This window comes from Brevibacillus sp. FSL K6-0770 (assembly GCF_038000275.1).
In the GTDB taxonomy this organism is placed as follows: Bacteria; Bacillota; Bacilli; order Brevibacillales; family Brevibacillaceae; genus Brevibacillus; species Brevibacillus parabrevis.
This window is the reverse complement of the sequence record NZ_JBBOBQ010000001.1, coordinates 984676-1000602: the sequence shown is the minus strand read 5'-3', so window position 1 is coordinate 1000602 and position 15927 is coordinate 984676. Positions and strand designations below refer to the sequence as shown.

Below are 15927 nucleotides of genomic sequence, written 5' to 3'. Positions count from 1 at the left end.
AACAGAGGGCAGGCATAAGATCAAGGGAGGAATCAAACGATGTACATAGGACGCGACCTGTCCGAATTGACGATGGTCCCGCTTTCCCAGTGGGAAATCAACGAGCTTTTGTACTTTCACGATACCTTTTCCCAGCTCGCCGCATACTTGAGCGCAGAAGGGGCTTCCCTGCATGTGAAGGTCATCCGCGAATTGGAATCACGCGGGCCAGTAGGCGGCGACAGCGGTGCCTGGGATCACGCCTCCAAACCGATTTACGATTGATGTTTGATGCTTGAAAAGGAACGGGCAATAGCAAAAAGCCCGGCGGCAAGAGAGCGAATCACTCCTGCGCCAGGCTTTTTCCCTATATCTTGAATTTGCCAATCTGATCTTGCAAATCTTCTGCCAACCGCTCCAACGACATCGCGGAAGAAGCGATCTCTTCCATCGAAGCCAGTTGTTCCTCGGCTGCTGCGGAAACGCTTTGCGTCCCATCGGAAGCTTGCATCGTGACATCAGAAATATGATTGATCAATTCGACCACCAGTTGCGTCTGTTCGGATATATCGTGCGACGCTTGCGAGACTTGTTCGATTTTGTCCGCCACATCTTCCACCGCAGACTGGATTTGTTCAAATGACTTCCCGGCCTCATTCACTTTGCCGATTCCTTCGGTTACTTCGCGTTTGCTCTGCTCCATCACATCGACGGCATGGTCGGTCTCTTGCTGGATCGCTTTGATCAGATGGCTGATTTGCTCCGCCGAAGCAGATGACTGCTCAGCCAGCTTTCTTACTTCGTCAGCGACGACAGCGAATCCGCGACCAGACTCTCCGGCGCGTGCGGCTTCGATGGCTGCATTCAGCGCGAGCAAATTGGTCTGGTTGGCAATCGCCGTAATGACATCTACGATTTTGCCGATTTCCTGCGAGCGTACCCCCAGGCTGTCCACCACTTTTGCCAGGCTGAGAATCGACTCGTTGGAAGCGTTCATTTGCTGAACCGCCGACTGTACGGAGCGATTGCCTTCTGCTGCGATGCTTGCTGTCTCTTTGGCTGTGTCGGACACCTCATGCGTATAGCTGGCAATCTGGGCGATTCGCTGCGACATCTGCCCGACTGCATCGGTGCTTTTTTGTGTATGCGATACTTGCTGTTCTGTTCCCGTCGCCATATCCTGCATCGTCGTGGCAATCTGCTCTGTCGCCTTGCTCGTCTGGTCAGCGCTTGCCGACAGCTCCTCTGCGGAGGCTGCGAGCTGCTGAACGGAATCATTCACAGAGAACAAGAGAGAGCGAAGCGATTCCGCCATATGGTTGAACGTTTTGGCCAAAACGCCCAACTCGTCGTCGCTTTTCACTTCCACCTGCTGGGTGACGTCTCCCTCGCTCATTTTTTTCGCGGCTGCTGTCAGTTGTTGCAACGGGCGAAGCAAGGAGCGCAAAATGCCAAACACAAGCCCTGCCCCAATCACAATCGTGATCGCAATTACCAGCATTGTCCGGTAAAAAATCGGGCTGGCCGCATCCGCTGCTTCCGTCCTGTACATCACGCCCATCAGCTTCCATCCCGATTGATCATTGGTGACAAAAGCTGCTTTGGCTTCCTTGTTCTCATCTGTGAAGTCAAACGTCCCTGCCGCTTTGGCGTACAGATCGCCAATCCAAGGCGCTGTCATGTCTGAGCCAGGTGTTCCTGTCGGATGGATCAACAGCTTGTGGTTGGCATCGAGGATGGTCATATAGCCATTCGTTCCGATTTTCGCCTGCTTCACCGTTTCGTTCAGGGCGGTGAGCTGAATATCGATCCCGAGCACGCCGGAGCGGTCAGGCAAAGCTTTGGCTACACCCACGATCACATTGCCCGTAAATGCGTCGATATACGGGTCGGTAATAATCGATTTGTCAGGCGTCTTCATCGCTGCTTGATACCACGGACGCTGGCGCGGATCATAGCCGTCGGGAAGCTTGGCGCCAGTCGCTGTCAGCATGTTCCCTGTTTCATCTCCGACGTACGCTTCCCCAATATCCGGGTGCAGCTTGAGGAAAGTTTGCAGCTTCTTATGCAGTTCGTCTCTCGCCTGATCCACCAGGTCAGCTTTTGTCAAATCGGACACGATGAATTGCAGGTCTCTGGATTGGGCTTCCATTGTACGGTCAATCAGCTCGTCCACCAAGCGCACATTTTCCGATGCTGTCGTCAGCAGTTGCTCTTCAAGACGATCCTTTGCGCTCTGGTACGAAAGCAGACCAAGAGCGAGTACAGGTATAATCAAAATAAGGGAGAACGAAGCAATCAGCTTGGCTCTGACAGTCAATCTTGGCATTTTCATCTGCATTTCCACACCTTTTCGCATAGTCTCGTTGTCAGATATACTTACCCATTATAGCAAGCATTTTAAACCAAAAATCGCCCGCGACTTTATTTTTTATTATATTTTATTATTTTCAGAATTAACTTTCTTTAGAATTTAGGTAAAAAGTGCTTTACAGCAAGAAAAAAATGCCATATTCTAAGGTTACGTTTTACACCACTACTACTCGAAGGAAGGAGGATGCAACATGATGATGAATGTATGGGATTTTGCATATGATTTCGCTGATCGTCTTATCGTTGCAAAAACTGCATATAGAAGCGCCTCCTGGTCCGACGAATTGTAGATGTATTCGTATCTTCAACATTCTCTTTCGTCAATTACCAGACCATGGGCGTAGTAGCTTGTGGTCTTTCCTTTTCTTCGTGCGCCCAAAAGACCGCAGGCATCAGCCCGTGGTCTTTTTCTTGGCGACAAACATCCAATTTTTACCAATGAGAGGAGGTGATTTGGTATGGTACTGAATTTCTTGTTTTTCACCATCAAGATCGAACGCAATCACGTTCAACCAGAACAACGCCTGGCTGCCTATGCACGCACGCGTTATTTGGAAGAACGCGCTGAGGCTCACGCCTTTGAAGCAGCCCAACACGTTAGCCGCATCTAATTTCGTCTTCGCATTCCAAACCAGGAGGGATTTCAATGAAAAATAAACAAAGACGTCAGATGATGAGATTTACAGGAGTCAAAGCGATAGATGGCGACTAACTGCACGATTTATCAGGGATGGGAGGTGGATTTTCATGCACATTCCAATGATTTTCTTCACGATTATTATCGAGAAGCGGAAATTGACCCCAGAACAGCGCGAGGCGCAATATTTGCAACAACAAGCAATCGCTGAGTGGGAACAACGGAAACATCAGATCGCAATGCAGTTTCCGGAATTTCTGTACAGATAATCGACAACGACAGTCCATGAAAATAACGAGACGGCCATGACATACTTGCATGGTCGTCCGAATGAAAAAAGCTGCCGAGTTTATCTCGACAGCTTTTTGGCTTCCTGTCCTACTTGCTTTTTTGTCCGAGCAATTCCCTGATTTTGTGATGGGCCATCGGAAACGTGTACGTGTCCAGCTCACTCCAGGCCGCAAACCTGGCATGAGCGGGCAGCTTGTCTCCGTCAATCCAGTCACAGGACCAAACCTGCATATTCCACTGCAAATGCGAAAAGATGTGCTGCACGGCACCGAGCGGTTCCAGCACTTCGATATCGATTCCGAATCGTTCGCTGATTCCGCTGGCGAGCGCCTCTGCTTTGGCACTGTCTTTTTGCTGCTCCGTCTCCACCATGGGAAACTCCCACAGGCCAGCCAGCAGCCCTTGCTCCGGCCGTTTGTTAATCAGCACCTTGCCATCGCGAACCACGATTGCCACCTGCAAATCGACAGGGCGCGGAGGTTTTGCCTTCCCTTTGATCGGCAGTTCCTCCTGTACCCCTTCCTTGCGGGCCATGCAGTAATCGAACACAGGACAGGTCAAGCATTGCGGCGAGCGCGGCACACAGACCATCGCGCCCAGCTCCATCAAAGCCTGGGTGAAATCACCTGCGCGCCCTTCCGGAATGACTTGGCGCACGAGATGCTCAATCTTGATCCGGGTGGCGGGCTTGGCAATATCATCCGACAGGTACAGCAAGCGGGAAAAGACGCGCATGACGTTTCCGTCGACAGCCGGCTCCGGCTTTCCGTAGGCAATGCTTAAAATCGCACCCGCTGTATACGGCCCCACGCCTTTCAGCGTGGCGATCTCTTCAGGCGTGTCAGGCACGACGCCGCCATAGCGAACGGTTACCTCGCGAGCAGCAGCCTGCAAATTGCGAGCGCGGGAGTAATAGCCAAGTCCTTCCCACGCTTTGAGCACTTCTTCTTCTGGTGCATTTGCCAAATCCGACACCGTCGGAAATTTCTCCATGAAATTCGCATAATAAGGTTTAACGGTTTCTACCCGCGTCTGCTGAAGCATGATTTCCGACACCCAGACACGATACGGGTCACGGTTGATCCGCCACGGCAAATCCCGCTTTTGCGAGTCGTACCAGGCCAACAAATCCTGGGCGAAACCGAACACATGAAACTCTTCGGGAAGAGTGTACTGCAAGCTGTTGTCTTTTTTTCTTGCCATGTCTTTCTTGTCTGCTCCTTTTATTTTGGATACTCGGCGGGGCGAAACGCCCAGACGTGCAGCTTGGCCGCTCCGCCCGTTATACAGTCGCAAAACTGCTGATCCGCCAAACGGTGTGCTTTGATTTGTTCATATTCGTGTACAGTGGAAACGTCAAAAGTTTCCACAAACAATCCCGGCTGGTCAAGCCCCTCGAAGGAGCGATATTCGCGTGCTCCCCATGCTGCAAGCCGCGAAGCCATGGATGCAAGCAGTCGCAAAGCCTGCTCCCGTTTTTCCGGTTGCAGCTTGTATTCGATAAAGACAGTTAACATACGACTTGTCCCTCCTTGATCTATTCATCATACCCTTTTTGCAAAAGCGGGAACAAGCTCACAATTTTTTTCAGCAGAGGGGGGAATTATGTCATCTCTCACGCTATAATAAACATAACAACAGCCTGGAAGAAAAGGAGGAAGACAACGATTCCATGGATACAGCCACTCACTTTGCCATGGGCTTCGGATTGGCCGGGCTCGCCTACCTCGATCCTGTCGTAGCTTCTTCTCCATCGCTTGCAGCCGCCGTGATGATCGGTACGGTCATCGGCTCGCAAGCACCTGATCTGGATGGGTTGGTTCGCCTTCGCGGCACTGCGGCCTACATTCGCAATCATCGAGGCGTTTCCCACTCTGTACCTGCCCTGTTTCTCTGGTCGGGAGCCATTTTTGTTCTCATACAGGCCCTGATGCCGCAAGCCTCCTGGCTCCATTTGCTGGGCTGGATCTTTTTGGCCGTCTGCCTGCACGTTTTTGTCGACTTGTTCAATTCCTATGGCACAAAGGGTTTGTATCCGTTTCGCGATAAGTGGGTTGCCCTGAACGCCATTTTCATTTTTGATCCGTTCATTTTTGCCGCTCATCTCGTCGGCTTCATGCTCTGGGCAGCGGGCGCGCACCCTGGCCGATCCTTTTTGCTGATTTACCTGGTGATTGCGGGCTACTACTATTGGCGCTGCCAGGTGCAAAAGCGGACGACAGAGCAAGTTCGCGCGCGAATCGGCAAGCCGGGCATGTACACGATCATTCCTACCCTGTCCTGGACATTCTGGACTTTTGTTGCCAAAACGGAGCAGCACTGGTATGTAGGCGAGGTGAACTCCGGCGATGTCAGTATTTTGGACACATTTGCCATCAAACCCGAGAGCGAAGTCGTTGCCGCTGCCAAACAAGATTCCAAGGTGCAATCGTTCCTCGCCTTCACCCACCACGTCCACGTGGAAACAAAGGAACAGCCCTTCGGCTATGAAGTCAAATGGATCGACTTGCGCTATCGCTCCCGCTTCCAAGGGAAAAGCCACTACATGTTCGTCGCCGTTGTCCATCTCGATCCTCAACTGAACATCCGCGATTCTTTCGTCGGCTGGATTCACCGCGGGGAAGAGCAGCTTGCCAAGAAACTCGATTCCAAGCGACAGCTGGGATAATCGCCCATCGCACAGCAACTGAATACTGAATCAAAACCGCTCTTGAGAATGGAGCGGTTTTTTTATATCTGAATCTGACCTGCTCGATTAAGCCTAAACTGCACCTTTTTTCCAAGTCAAAAACCGACTACGATCAGGCTACATCGAAAAACAGAACTGTCTGACTGGGGGATTACCAATGATACCTATCCGCTATTCCAAACGCACCATTACTGATCAGGAGCAGATCGCTTCGTTTTTGCACACAGCAAAAGTCGGCCACCTCGGAATGTCCAACGAGCGCGAGCCGTATATCATTCCGCTCAATTTTGTCTGGTGGAACGGCTGTATTTACTTTCACGGCGCAGACTCTGGGCGAAAGATCGAGATGATCAACGAAAACAACCGCGTCTGTTTCAGCGTTTGCGAAGAGCACGGCACGATCGCTTCGCCTGTTCCGGCGCATATTGATACCGCTTATATGAGCGTGTTTTTGTCGGGTACGATCGAGCGCGTGCAGGAGCCGGCTGAAATGCGCGATGCGATGCAAGCGATGATCGACAAATACGTGCCAGGCTACTTTTCCGACCCGCTGCCTTTGCAGCACGTGCTGAAGTATCGCTCGTCCATGGGCAGCGTAACCGCTATTTTTCGCATCACCCCGGACACGCTCACGGCCAAAGGCAATCCAGGCTCGGAAGAAAACCAATTTTATCCGGGTAGAAAAGTAGAAATGGATGTGTAACAAAAACGACACGCCCCTTCCTTGGGAACGTGTCGTTTTCTTTCGTCTGTCCGCAACGTATTTAGCGGTTGTACGGGGCAAACATGCCTGTCGAGATGGCGATGCGGTTCCAGCTGTTGATCGTGTTGATCGCCATGATCAGCGACGTGTACTGATTCTCGTCAAAATGCTCTCTTACTTGCTGGTAAAGGGCGTCGGGAACGCCGTCTTTCGTAATCAGCGTCACTGCCTCGGTCAAGGCGAGAGCCGCACGCTCGGCATCCGTATAAACAGCGGACTCGCGCCAAACGCTGAGCAAATAAATGCGTTGCTCTGTCTCGCCGAGTTTGCGCGCGTCTTGCGTATGCATATCCATGCAAAAGGCGCATCCGTTTATTTGCGACGCACGAATTTTGATCAACTCGATCAGCTTTTTGTCGAGGCCGCTTTCGTTCACGAATTTTTCCAGTTGCAGCATGGCTTGGTACGCTTGCGGGTTTGCCTGGCGATAGTTGAATCTTGTTTGCATGTTCATCTTTCCTCTCCACTCGAATGTGATCTTTCAACCTCAAAGACGAGTGGCTTTCCGGTTTTGTGACCGATTGGAAAAATTACTTTTGCAAATGCGCCAATTTGTCCGGATTGACGACCATAAACAGTCGCTCGATCCGGTCTTCCGCTTGATTCAGGCTGATTTGAAGCGTCATTTTCACTTGGCCTTCGGAAATGACGACGATGCCATCCTGGCCGTTGATGGAGCGAATCTCCATGTGCGAATGATCCGCCCAGCGCGGCCAGACACCTTTCCAGAACGAGGCCACGCGGCGATTGGTGAAAATCGGGCGCAGCGCAGCCCTGGCTTTTCCGCCCCCGTCGCTGACAAGCACGGCATCCTGTGTCAAAAGCTGTACCAATGCACTCGCGTCTGCTTTGGAAATCGCATGCATCAGCTGTTCAATCAGCTTTTTGGCTGGGGCGGGTACTGCTGTGACTTGCAGGCCTGGCTCTTTCAGCCTTTGCTGTGCGCGGCTGTACAGCTTGCGGCAGCTCGCCTCTGTTTTTTCCAGCAGGTCAGCGATCGTTCGGTACTCAAAGTCGAGGGCTGCGCGCAGCACGTAGACGGCCCGCTCCGCCGGGGATAGCCGATCGAGCAAAACAAGCAAGCTGTAGGATACGTGTTCCTGCGCGATCACGGTTCGCAACGGGTCATTCTCGCCGCCGTCGTCAAACAGCGGTTCGGGCAGCCATTCTCCTACGTACTGTTCGCGTTTCCAGCGCGCTGATTTCAACGTGTCCAGGCAACGGTTTGTCACGGCTTTGCACAAATAGCTTTTGACGTGTTGAATATCGTTGATGTCAACGCCCGCAAGCGCAACAAACGTCTCCTGGACAATGTCCTCGGCCTCCGCGACAGAGCCTGTCATCTGGTAGGCGAGGGTAAACAGCAATCCTTTGTATTGGAGATAAACTTCTGCGATCCCCACGCTCATTATTTGGCTTCACCAAACTGCCAAATCGTATGGCTCAGGCTGCCGTAACGAAAACTCATGTGCAGTCGCTTGGCGGTGCGCTCGTCATCTGCTGCTCCCATCACGTAAAGGAGCGGCACAAAATGTTCGCTGCCATAGGCAGGAATCGCTTTTTCCGCGTGCGGCGCAAGCTCGCGATAGCGGGCCAAATCGTCCACTTTCCATCCGCTCAAGGACTGATGCAGCCATTCTTCAAACTCCAAGGCCCACTCGAAAGCGCGTCCTTGCGTTTCACGCATGTCGATGTATGAAAAGTTATGAACGGTTCCACCCGAGCCAATAATCAGGACGTCTTTTTCCCGCAGCGGGCTGAGCGCTTTGCCGATCATGTATTGCTGCGCAACAGTCAGATTCGGATTGACGGACAGGGCAACTACTGGGATATCTGCGTCCGGGAAAATATGGCGCAAAACTACCCAATGCCCATGATCCAGGCCTCGTGTCGTATTTACCGTGACAGGCACGCCTGCATCACGCAGCAATTGAACCGTCTCATCGGCAATCTGTTGGTCGCCTTTTGCCGGATATTGAATTTCGTACAGTTCTTGCGGAAACCCGCCGAAATCGTGGATCGTCGGGAATGTCTCCATCGTGCCGACCATCTGGTCAAATGCTTCCCAGTGCGCAGAGAACATGACGATAGCGCACGGACGGCGCGGAAGCAGGCTGGAAATCTGATGCATGGCTTGTGTATAGGAATTGTTTTCGATAGCAAGCAGCGGAGCGCCATGTGCAACGAAAAAGGATGGCATCATGAGAAACACTCTCCTCTATAGTTTTTAAATAAGGTTACTTTTAGTAAGTATTATAACTGATATTTGTTCTCATGGCTATCCTTTGCGGAAAATAAGTTTTCTTGCTTACTTGATTCTGCGATTCTGCAGCCGTTCGGGGCAGATGGCTTGAATTGGCTCGTGTTATGGACAGCTTACACTTTTTCTTTGCATGATAAAAGCTTGCTCGGAGTGATGCTTTGTAGTCTGCTTCATCGATACTTTAGGCGTGGCGAGGAAAGTGACGAATCGCTGTAGCTTCTTGGGATACCCCCTGTAGGCTTCCACTGCACGGCTCCGGGGAAAAAGCGAAACCGCGTCAAAAGCAGAGGACTCAGGGAAGCGGACGCACGTTGACGCTTAAAATCGTGTTTCGCTTTTTCCTCGGGACCTCGGTCGGTATCCCAAAGAGCTTTCGCGGATTTCGTCTCTTTCCTCGTCAGCGGCTGGTTGTGGTCGGCGCGAGTTTTAAAGAAAATGCTAAAGGCTGAATACATAAAAGTTGGCTTGGGTAGCGATTTGCAGTTTGCTTCATCGGTACTTCAGGCGTGGCGAGGCTGGTTAAGGGGTGATGGAGGGTTTCAAAAAAAGACATAGAAACAATGATTAAGATTCTTCTTGAAGACGGTTGCTTCATGCCACCAGTTCGGGGAAAGCTTGCTCACTTCCTGCCCTGGATTTTCCGCCCTTGAGCAACCTCCAAAAAACAATATCCGACCAAAGCTTACCGTTGGCCGAGGAAACAGGAGAAACAAGCGAAAGGGCTTTGGGACTCCTACCGAGGCGGAGACGGAACCCAAAATAAAAAGCTTGCCGCCCACAATCGAGCAACAAGCTTTTATCATTGCAAAAAAACAAGCTTACTTCGCAGCAGCAAAACGCTTGCTTACTTCATCCCAGTTCACTACGTTCCAGAACGCGCCGATGTAGTCAGGGCGTTTGTTTTGGTAGCGCAGGTAGTAAGCATGCTCCCATACGTCCAGGCCGAGGATAGGTGTTTTGCCTTCCATGATCGGGCTGTCTTGGTTAGGAGTGGAAGAGATCGCCACTTTGCCGCCTTCAGCAGTCAGCCAAGCCCAGCCGGAACCGAAGCGAGTAGTTGCTGCTTTTGCAAATTCAGCTTTGAAGTTGTCGAAGCTGCCGAAAGCCGCGTTGATTGCGTCAGCCAGTTCACCAGTTGGTGCGCCGCCGCCGTTCGGGCTCAGGATTTCCCAGAAAAGAGTGTGGTTAGCATGTCCACCGCCATTGTTGCGTACAGCTGTGCGGATGGATTCAGGCAGAGCGTCCAGGTTGCTGATCAGCTCTTCCACGCTTTTTTCTTGCAAGTCTGCATGAGCTTCCAAAGCTGCATTCAGGTTGTTAACGTAAGTAGCATGGTGGCGTCCGTGGTGGATTTCCATGGTTTGCGCGTCGATATGAGGCTCCAGTGCGTCATGTGCATAAGGCAATGCTGGAAGTTGATGTGCCATTATAACATTCCTCCTCAAAAATATGTATGGTTCAAGCTACGAGCTTATTATACTACAAGACAACCACTTTTACAACAAATCAGTATGCAAAGTATATTAATCTATCAGCCATTTTCAGAGATTTCCAGCTTGCATTCAAAAAAGAGAGTGCTAGACTTGTTTTATTGCATACATACTTAGAGAATCAGGTGATCATGAATGGAACTGGACTTATTAACGGTAGTGTTTCTCGCTTTCTTCGGATTCGTCGCAGCCTTCATCGACAGTACAGTTGGCGGCGGCGGATTGATTTCCTTGCCCGCTCTGCTCGGTCTGGGCATGCCTCCCTATCTCGCGCTCGGCACGAACAAGCTCGCCGGCACGATTTCCTCGGCCACCAGCTCATTCACTTTTATCCGCTCGGGAAAATACGACAAGAAGCTGATGCTCATTCTCTTCCCCGTCTCGCTCGTCGGTGCCTTTTTCGGAGCCAAGACGGTGTTGTTCGTTCCCCAGGAAATGTTGAAAGTATTGGTCATCGTCATGATGGCGCTAATTTTCGTCTACACTTTGTTCAACAAACGGTTCGGCCAAGACTCCAACTATAAAGGGATGACCAAGTTTACGCTTGGACTCGGCATTCCCTTCACTTTTTTGATCGGTTTCTACGACGGTTTCTTCGGCCCGGGAACAGGCTCTTTTTTTGTTTTTCTGATGGTGCTTCTGTTCGGTTATGACTTCGTAATTGCGGCAGGAAACGGCCGGATTTTGAATTTGGCAAGCAACCTCTCTGCCCTGTTTGTTTTCCTCATAGAAGGCAAGGTCATTTTCCTGACAGGTCTGGTCATGGGGATTGCGATGCTGCTCGGTGCCAGCATCGGTGCGAAAGTCGCCATCAAAACCGGCGTTCGCTACGTCCGCCCGCTGTTTTTGATCGTCTCGATCACCTTGATTACGAAAATGATTTACGAGCTGATTTTTACCCCCTAACAACAAAGACGACCAGCCGGATGATCGCACAGGTGATCCGACTGGTCTTTTTTACGAAGCGCCAAAATAAAAAGCCTGGCCAAAGCCAAGCTCCCCCTACTCGTCTTTTCCTTTTCGTTGCTTCATGCGCAATATGATGCCGTCGATGAGAAGACCTATGCCCGCTCCATAAAAAGGGGCTGCTAATCGGGTCCCTTCCCCCATAGGCAGATCTTTCAAATACACGATCAATACACCCACAATAAAACCGATCATCGTGTAGCGTAGACGGGTCGGTCCCATAACGACACCCCCTTCGCACTACTTCCCGAATTTATTTGGCATTTTCATATTTTTCATCGTGCGGCTCATTTGCTTCAGCTGTTTTTGGTTGAGATTCATTCCCATAGAACGGGCCATGGCTTGCAGCTGTTTGTCGTCCATCTGCATGTTGGACATCTGTTTTTTCAAATAATAAGTGCCTCCGGCAAAACCGCCCACGAGGCCGAGTAACAATGTAACGATCGGGATTACCCAGTTGTACCAAGCCATCAATACATTACCATCCTCTATACGTAATTAAGAACTCTTTCATTGTACCATAGATGGGCTTTCTGTACATTGCAACGCGCGAAAATGATGAGACTGCCCCAAGCCATGTCGGCCTTTCCAAGCATATTCTAAGAACAAGAGGTGATGCATAAATGGCTCCTATCCTGATTGTGGACGCCGGGCACGGGGGAGTCGATCCTGGCGGCGGAAACAATGCGCAGTTTCTTGAAAAGAATATGACCTTGCAAATTTCCTTGTACCAGTTCAACCGCTTCAAGGAACTGAACATTCCGGTCGCGATGACGCGGACCAGCGATACTACGCTTTCAAGCGATGCACGGACTGCCCTGGTGCGAAACAGCGGCGCCCGTTACTGCATCTCCAACCATATCAATGCAGGGGGCGGCAGAGGCTCTGAAGTCATTTACTCGATTTATGGGTCAGCCGTATTTCCCCGCATGATCCAGGAAGAGCTTGAAGCAGAGGGAATGCCGAACCGCCGGATTTTCACCCGTACGCTCCCCAACAACCCGAACCGCGACTACTACTACATGCACAGGGAAACAGGCAGCGTGGAGACGGTCATTATTGAGTACGGCTTTGCAGACAATCCACTGGACGCAGATACGCTCGCCAAGGACTGGAAAAAACTCGCCGAGGGGGTTGTCCGCGCTTTTTGCGAATATGCCAAACTGCCCTACCGCCCTCCAGTAGCTCCTACTCCTACACCTACTCCCGCGCCAACACCGACGCCGACGCCCACACCTGCGCCTACTCCCACCCCGACGCCTGCGCCTACCGCTTCCCCCAATCCCGGAGATGGAGGTGGAGGAACAGTGCCCGACTGGAAACAGGAAGGGATCGACTGGATGTTTGACCAAGGCTTGTTGACCAACGAAGACTGGCGCAATCAAGCTGACAAGCCTTTGCCGCTTTGGGCCGAGGCCATCATATTGAAGCGCCTGTATGAGCAATTGAAAAAATAAGATTTGGAGGTAGTGCCCCGTGGGCTTCGATCTCGGTTTAATCATCGCCTTTGCCCTGGCCGGAACCGCTACCTTGTCCGATGTGCTTCGCATCCCGAAAAAGCTGCGCAGTTGGGTAGCCGTTGTCTTGATTGTCGGGCTGTACATGGCCAATCAATGGCTGTACTATCCCGGATTTGACTGGAAAACAGCGCTAATGGAAGGCGTAACAGCGGGCTTGGCCAGTGTAGGCATTCACTCTTCCGCCAAAAACACGATCGAGCAAGTAAGCAACAGCAAAAACAAGAAAAACGATTCTCAATCTGCCGTATAACGCGTCAGCGGCGTATCCGACAGACCTGAATAATTTTTTCTCGCCGGCACACTCAAGACATCGTCCTCCGGGAAGCGATAGGCGGTCAGCATTCCGCCGAAAACGCAGCCCTGGTCGATATTGATTGTGCCGTTTTTGCGTTTCGGTTCCGGGTGCGGATCGTGTCCCCAGACGATCGTCGGACTTGAGACTCTGCGTTCTTTTGCCCACTCTCTGCGAATAGGGCGGCCATCAGGCCCAGTCCCGGCCACATCGCCGTATCGGCAAAACGTATGCACCGCAGGAGATTCCATGCCAATATAGTCATCCCTGATCCCGGCGTGAACAGCTACAGCAGCCAGCTTGTCATGACGGCGGATCATCATGTGCGACGGCGAGGAAAAAAGCAGCCGCCGACTTTGCTCCCGCAGCAAAGAAGCTTTTTTCGGCCCAAATTCATGCTGATAAAGCTTCAGCTCCTCTTCCACTTTTTCGTCGCCGTGCGCCAAGGTAACCGGCCTGCCATCCAGCCAGCGGGCGATCTTCCAGCCGTGATTGCTGTCTACCATCTCTGCCAGCCCAGCCGTGACGTGGAGGTGGAAAAATTGCAACATCCTGATCGAATGCGGTCCGCGGCTTGTTATGTCTCCGAGGGAAAGGAGCTTTCGGCCCTTTGGATGTCGGTAGGCACCGTCTTTGCTTTGCTCGTACCCGAGCCGCTGGATCAGCTCCATAAACTCGTCGTAACAGCCGTGAACGTCTCCGATGATATCCACGCCGTTGTCGGCCGAAAGCACCTTGGAGCGTGTCTGAGGTTTATGCCTCATAGCGCGTTCCCTCCTTTCCCAATCTGTTACTTACTATCTTTACCATAACGGCAAAAAAAACTCAAAAAAGCCCCTCATCATGAGGAGCTTTTTTACGACAAAATCAACCGAGATCGTGCGTATGAACGTAAATCGCCGCCTGCGTCCGGTCCTCTACATTCAACTTGGCAAGAATGTTGCTGACGTGCGTTTTGACCGTTTTGATGCCGATAATCAGCTCATCGGCGATTTCCTGATTCGACTTGCCCTGACCGATCAGCTTCAGCACTTCCAGCTCACGCGGTGTCAACTGTTCGTGCGGATGCGATTCCTGGCCGTGCCGGAAACGGGCCATGATTTTCCCTGCCACTCGCGACTCCAGTACAGGTTCTCCGGCCGCTGCCGAACGGATGGCCTTCGCAATCTCCGCCGCCCGCGAAGTTTTCAGCAAGTAGCTGAAAGCCCCCGCTTCAATAACCGGATATACCTTCTCGTCATCAATGAAGCTGGTGAGAACGATGACCTTGCTGGCCGGACATGCTTCGCGAATGCGTCTGGTCGCTTCCACGCCACCAATGCCTTCCATGACCAAATCCATGAGGACAACATCCGGCCGCAGCTCGACAGCCATCCGCACACCTTCTTCACCACTGCCCGCTTCTGCCACAACCTCGATATCATCCTCTGTTGACAGGTAAGCCGCCAGTCCCATCCGTACCATCTCATGATCATCTACCAGTAATACGCGAATCACAGCATTTTCACCCTTCCCGTTCCGGCTGTAGCATCAGGGGAATCCGCACCTCTATTTGCGTTCCCTTGCCGACCGCTGAATAAATCTCCATCGAGCCGCCTACTTCTGCCACACGCTCCTGCATACTGCGCAGTCCGTATGACGTCATCTTTTCCCCATCCGGGTCAAAGCCGACACCATCATCTGTCACCCGCAATCGCACCTGCTCCTGCAAAGTGAACAGCTTGACCGCGATCAGGCTGGCCTTGGCGTGTCGCAGCGTATTGGACAAAGACTCTTGCAAAATGCGAAACAAGTGGTCTTCGATGCCGCTTGGCAGCCCTTCGACGTCTTCAATCTCCCACGTCAGTTCCATTGTATTTTTACGAGTCAGCTCTTCTAAAAGTTCCATCATCGCTTCTTTCAGCGATTTGTTTTGCAGCGTGGCCGGGCGCAGATGCAACAGTAACGCCCTCATCTCAGCCTGAGCCGCTGCTGCCATCTCCTCGACCAGCTCGATTTGCTGGGCTGCCCGTTGCGGATTTTTCTCCACCAGCCGCTTCATCGCCGCTGTCGTCATCGCGATGGCAAACAACTGCTGACTGACTGCATCATGCAGTTCCCTTGCCAAACGCTGGCGCTCCTCTGTCACGGCTGCTTGTTTGACTTGCTCCGCCAAAGCAGCGTTATGGTTGGAAAGTCGCTGCAAAGACGCGACCTGCTCCTCCCACTGCGAAGCCAGGCGGTTCAACTGCCACCCCAGTTCGCCGACCTCGTCGACGCCCAGATCGGGCACACGGTAGGACAGCATTCCCCGTCCCAGCTTCATCGCTGCTTCCCACAGCACGCCAAGCCGTTTTTTCAACAAATTCCCGAAGATATAGGAAATAATCAGGGCAACCAGCACACCGACAGGAAGCGATATGACAAAAGCGACTAGCTGGACCAACCCGTCAGGCTGTGTGGGCAAGGCCAAGCCCAAGTAATCCTGCATCCACAAGACGACTCTCGGGTCACTGATCAGCCTGCTGTATGCGCGATGAACCTCCGGCATGTCTTTCCAGGAAAAATAGAGCCAAAAAAAGCAAACAAACGAAACCGTAACTGCACTTGCGGCGAGCAGGACGCCGTAGCGCACATATTGCCACTGAATACTCGCTAATCGCTGTCGACGCATCCGCCAGTACC

Annotated in this window: 20 protein-coding genes; 8 read left to right on the top strand and 12 right to left on the bottom strand. The window is 51.9% G+C overall.

Going from position 1 to position 15927, the window contains the following annotated elements; genetic code table 11:
* Nucleotides 1-39 precede the first annotated feature (39 nt).
* Nucleotides 40-264, top strand: a complete 225-nt coding sequence (locus tag NST23_RS05115) for a hypothetical protein (protein ID WP_173598639.1) — start codon at nucleotides 40-42, stop codon at nucleotides 262-264.
* Between the two features lie 82 nt (nucleotides 265-346).
* Here the strand turns inward: NST23_RS05115 and NST23_RS05110 are convergent, their stop codons facing one another.
* A complete protein-coding gene (locus NST23_RS05110) occupies nucleotides 347-2314 on the bottom strand; it encodes a methyl-accepting chemotaxis protein (RefSeq protein WP_122966143.1) in 1968 nt (655 codons plus the stop codon).
* Nucleotides 2315-2810: 496 nt separating this feature from the next.
* On the opposite strand from NST23_RS05110, the gene NST23_RS05105 reads away from it, so the two are divergent.
* Nucleotides 2811-2963, top strand: a complete 153-nt coding sequence (locus tag NST23_RS05105) for a hypothetical protein (protein WP_167470372.1) — start codon at nucleotides 2811-2813, stop codon at nucleotides 2961-2963.
* A gap of 136 nt (nucleotides 2964-3099) precedes the next feature.
* Nucleotides 3100-3258 carry a YrzI family small protein gene (locus NST23_RS05100; RefSeq protein WP_122966144.1) on the top strand — a complete coding sequence of 53 codons (159 nt, stop codon included), beginning with the start codon at nucleotides 3100-3102 and terminating at the stop codon, nucleotides 3256-3258.
* A 109-nt stretch (nucleotides 3259-3367) separates the two neighbouring features.
* Here the strand turns inward: NST23_RS05100 and mutY are convergent, their stop codons facing one another.
* On the bottom strand, nucleotides 3368-4483 hold the full coding sequence (gene mutY, locus NST23_RS05095) for an A/G-specific adenine glycosylase (RefSeq protein WP_122966145.1): 1116 nt from the start codon (nucleotides 4481-4483) through the stop codon (nucleotides 3368-3370).
* Nucleotides 4484-4503: 20 nt separating this feature from the next.
* On the bottom strand, nucleotides 4504-4797 hold the full coding sequence (locus NST23_RS05090) for a hypothetical protein (RefSeq protein ID WP_122966146.1): 294 nt from the start codon (nucleotides 4795-4797) through the stop codon (nucleotides 4504-4506).
* 155 nt (nucleotides 4798-4952) lie between these two features.
* On the opposite strand from NST23_RS05090, the gene NST23_RS05085 reads away from it, so the two are divergent.
* Together NST23_RS05085 and NST23_RS05080 are read left to right on the top strand one after the other, a co-directional pair.
* Nucleotides 4953-5948 carry a metal-dependent hydrolase gene (locus NST23_RS05085; RefSeq protein WP_122966147.1) on the top strand — a complete coding sequence of 332 codons (996 nt, stop codon included), beginning with the start codon at nucleotides 4953-4955 and terminating at the stop codon, nucleotides 5946-5948.
* A 178-nt stretch (nucleotides 5949-6126) separates the two neighbouring features.
* A complete protein-coding gene (locus NST23_RS05080) occupies nucleotides 6127-6672 on the top strand; it encodes a pyridoxamine 5'-phosphate oxidase family protein (protein WP_173597080.1) in 546 nt (181 codons plus the stop codon).
* Nucleotides 6673-6733: 61 nt separating this feature from the next.
* Here NST23_RS05080 and NST23_RS05075 read toward each other — a convergent pair whose 3' ends face one another.
* From NST23_RS05075 to NST23_RS05060, 4 genes are all read right to left on the bottom strand, one after another.
* Nucleotides 6734-7180, bottom strand: coding sequence for a carboxymuconolactone decarboxylase family protein (locus NST23_RS05075; protein WP_274875355.1), 447 nt, complete (start codon nucleotides 7178-7180; stop codon nucleotides 6734-6736).
* Between the two features lie 82 nt (nucleotides 7181-7262).
* Entirely contained in the window at nucleotides 7263-8141 is an 879-nt protein-coding gene (locus tag NST23_RS05070; protein ID WP_122966150.1) for an RNA polymerase sigma-70 factor, read from the bottom strand.
* The gene (locus NST23_RS05065) at nucleotides 8141-8935 is read right to left on the bottom strand and encodes a dioxygenase family protein (protein ID WP_340963258.1); all 795 of its coding nucleotides are present in this window, start codon (nucleotides 8933-8935) and stop codon (nucleotides 8141-8143) included. The genes NST23_RS05070 and NST23_RS05065 overlap by 1 nt, the downstream gene beginning before the upstream one ends.
* 878 nt (nucleotides 8936-9813) lie before the next feature.
* Entirely contained in the window at nucleotides 9814-10422 is a 609-nt protein-coding gene (locus tag NST23_RS05060) for a superoxide dismutase (protein WP_063228762.1), read from the bottom strand.
* 198 nt (nucleotides 10423-10620) lie between these two features.
* Between NST23_RS05060 and NST23_RS05055 the strand changes: the two genes are divergently transcribed.
* The gene (locus NST23_RS05055; protein ID WP_340963256.1) at nucleotides 10621-11391 is read left to right on the top strand and encodes a TSUP family transporter; all 771 of its coding nucleotides are present in this window, start codon (nucleotides 10621-10623) and stop codon (nucleotides 11389-11391) included.
* Nucleotides 11392-11487: 96 nt separating this feature from the next.
* Here NST23_RS05055 and NST23_RS05050 read toward each other — a convergent pair whose 3' ends face one another.
* Entirely contained in the window at nucleotides 11488-11673 is a 186-nt protein-coding gene (locus NST23_RS05050) for a hypothetical protein (RefSeq protein ID WP_340963255.1), read from the bottom strand.
* An 18-nt stretch (nucleotides 11674-11691) separates the two neighbouring features.
* Nucleotides 11692-11922 (bottom strand): YneF family protein, encoded by a 231-nt coding sequence (locus NST23_RS05045; RefSeq protein WP_063228765.1) that lies wholly within the window; start codon nucleotides 11920-11922, stop codon nucleotides 11692-11694.
* Between the two features lie 152 nt (nucleotides 11923-12074).
* Here NST23_RS05045 and NST23_RS05040 point away from each other — a divergent pair, with 152 nt between their 5' ends.
* Both NST23_RS05040 and NST23_RS05035 read left to right on the top strand, forming a co-directional pair.
* Nucleotides 12075-12908: an N-acetylmuramoyl-L-alanine amidase family protein gene (locus tag NST23_RS05040; RefSeq protein WP_173598642.1), complete on the top strand. Its 834-nt coding sequence runs from the start codon at nucleotides 12075-12077 to the stop codon at nucleotides 12906-12908.
* A gap of 19 nt (nucleotides 12909-12927) precedes the next feature.
* The gene (locus NST23_RS05035) at nucleotides 12928-13221 is read left to right on the top strand and encodes a hypothetical protein (protein ID WP_122966156.1); all 294 of its coding nucleotides are present in this window, start codon (nucleotides 12928-12930) and stop codon (nucleotides 13219-13221) included.
* Here NST23_RS05035 and NST23_RS05030 read toward each other — a convergent pair.
* The 3 genes from NST23_RS05030 to NST23_RS05020 form a co-directional block, all read right to left on the bottom strand.
* Nucleotides 13206-14027 carry a metallophosphoesterase gene (locus tag NST23_RS05030; protein WP_122966157.1) on the bottom strand — a complete coding sequence of 274 codons (822 nt, stop codon included), beginning with the start codon at nucleotides 14025-14027 and terminating at the stop codon, nucleotides 13206-13208. The genes NST23_RS05035 and NST23_RS05030 overlap by 16 nt on opposite strands.
* A 103-nt stretch (nucleotides 14028-14130) precedes the next feature.
* Nucleotides 14131-14760, bottom strand: a complete 630-nt coding sequence (locus tag NST23_RS05025) for a response regulator (RefSeq protein ID WP_063228769.1) — start codon at nucleotides 14758-14760, stop codon at nucleotides 14131-14133.
* A gap of 7 nt (nucleotides 14761-14767) precedes the next feature.
* Nucleotides 14768-15916, bottom strand: a complete 1149-nt coding sequence (locus NST23_RS05020) for a HAMP domain-containing sensor histidine kinase (RefSeq protein ID WP_122966158.1) — start codon at nucleotides 15914-15916, stop codon at nucleotides 14768-14770.
* Nucleotides 15917-15927: the final 11 nt, after the last annotated feature.

Coding starts and splice junctions, on each gene's coding strand:
- NST23_RS05115 (WP_173598639.1), top strand. CDS start 40: ATGTACATAGGACGCGACCTGTCCGAATTGACGATGGTCCCGCTTTCC.
- NST23_RS05110 (WP_122966143.1), bottom strand. CDS start 2,314: ATGAAAATGCCAAGATTGACTGTCAGAGCCAAGCTGATTGCTTCGTTC.
- NST23_RS05105 (WP_167470372.1), top strand. CDS start 2,811: ATGGTACTGAATTTCTTGTTTTTCACCATCAAGATCGAACGCAATCAC.
- NST23_RS05100 (WP_122966144.1), top strand. CDS start 3,100: ATGCACATTCCAATGATTTTCTTCACGATTATTATCGAGAAGCGGAAA.
- mutY (WP_122966145.1), bottom strand. CDS start 4,483: ATGGCAAGAAAAAAAGACAACAGCTTGCAGTACACTCTTCCCGAAGAG.
- NST23_RS05090 (WP_122966146.1), bottom strand. CDS start 4,797: ATGTTAACTGTCTTTATCGAATACAAGCTGCAACCGGAAAAACGGGAG.
- NST23_RS05085 (WP_122966147.1), top strand. CDS start 4,953: ATGGATACAGCCACTCACTTTGCCATGGGCTTCGGATTGGCCGGGCTC.
- NST23_RS05080 (WP_173597080.1), top strand. CDS start 6,127: ATGATACCTATCCGCTATTCCAAACGCACCATTACTGATCAGGAGCAG.
- NST23_RS05075 (WP_274875355.1), bottom strand. CDS start 7,180: ATGCAAACAAGATTCAACTATCGCCAGGCAAACCCGCAAGCGTACCAA.
- NST23_RS05070 (WP_122966150.1), bottom strand. CDS start 8,141: ATGAGCGTGGGGATCGCAGAAGTTTATCTCCAATACAAAGGATTGCTG.
- NST23_RS05065 (WP_340963258.1), bottom strand. CDS start 8,935: ATGATGCCATCCTTTTTCGTTGCACATGGCGCTCCGCTGCTTGCTATC.
- NST23_RS05060 (WP_063228762.1), bottom strand. CDS start 10,422: ATGGCACATCAACTTCCAGCATTGCCTTATGCACATGACGCACTGGAG.
- NST23_RS05055 (WP_340963256.1), top strand. CDS start 10,621: ATGGAACTGGACTTATTAACGGTAGTGTTTCTCGCTTTCTTCGGATTC.
- NST23_RS05050 (WP_340963255.1), bottom strand. CDS start 11,673: ATGGGACCGACCCGTCTACGCTACACGATGATCGGTTTTATTGTGGGT.
- NST23_RS05045 (WP_063228765.1), bottom strand. CDS start 11,922: ATGGCTTGGTACAACTGGGTAATCCCGATCGTTACATTGTTACTCGGC.
- NST23_RS05040 (WP_173598642.1), top strand. CDS start 12,075: ATGGCTCCTATCCTGATTGTGGACGCCGGGCACGGGGGAGTCGATCCT.
- NST23_RS05030 (WP_122966157.1), bottom strand. CDS start 14,027: ATGAGGCATAAACCTCAGACACGCTCCAAGGTGCTTTCGGCCGACAAC.
- NST23_RS05020 (WP_122966158.1), bottom strand. CDS start 15,916: ATGCGTCGACAGCGATTAGCGAGTATTCAGTGGCAATATGTGCGCTAC.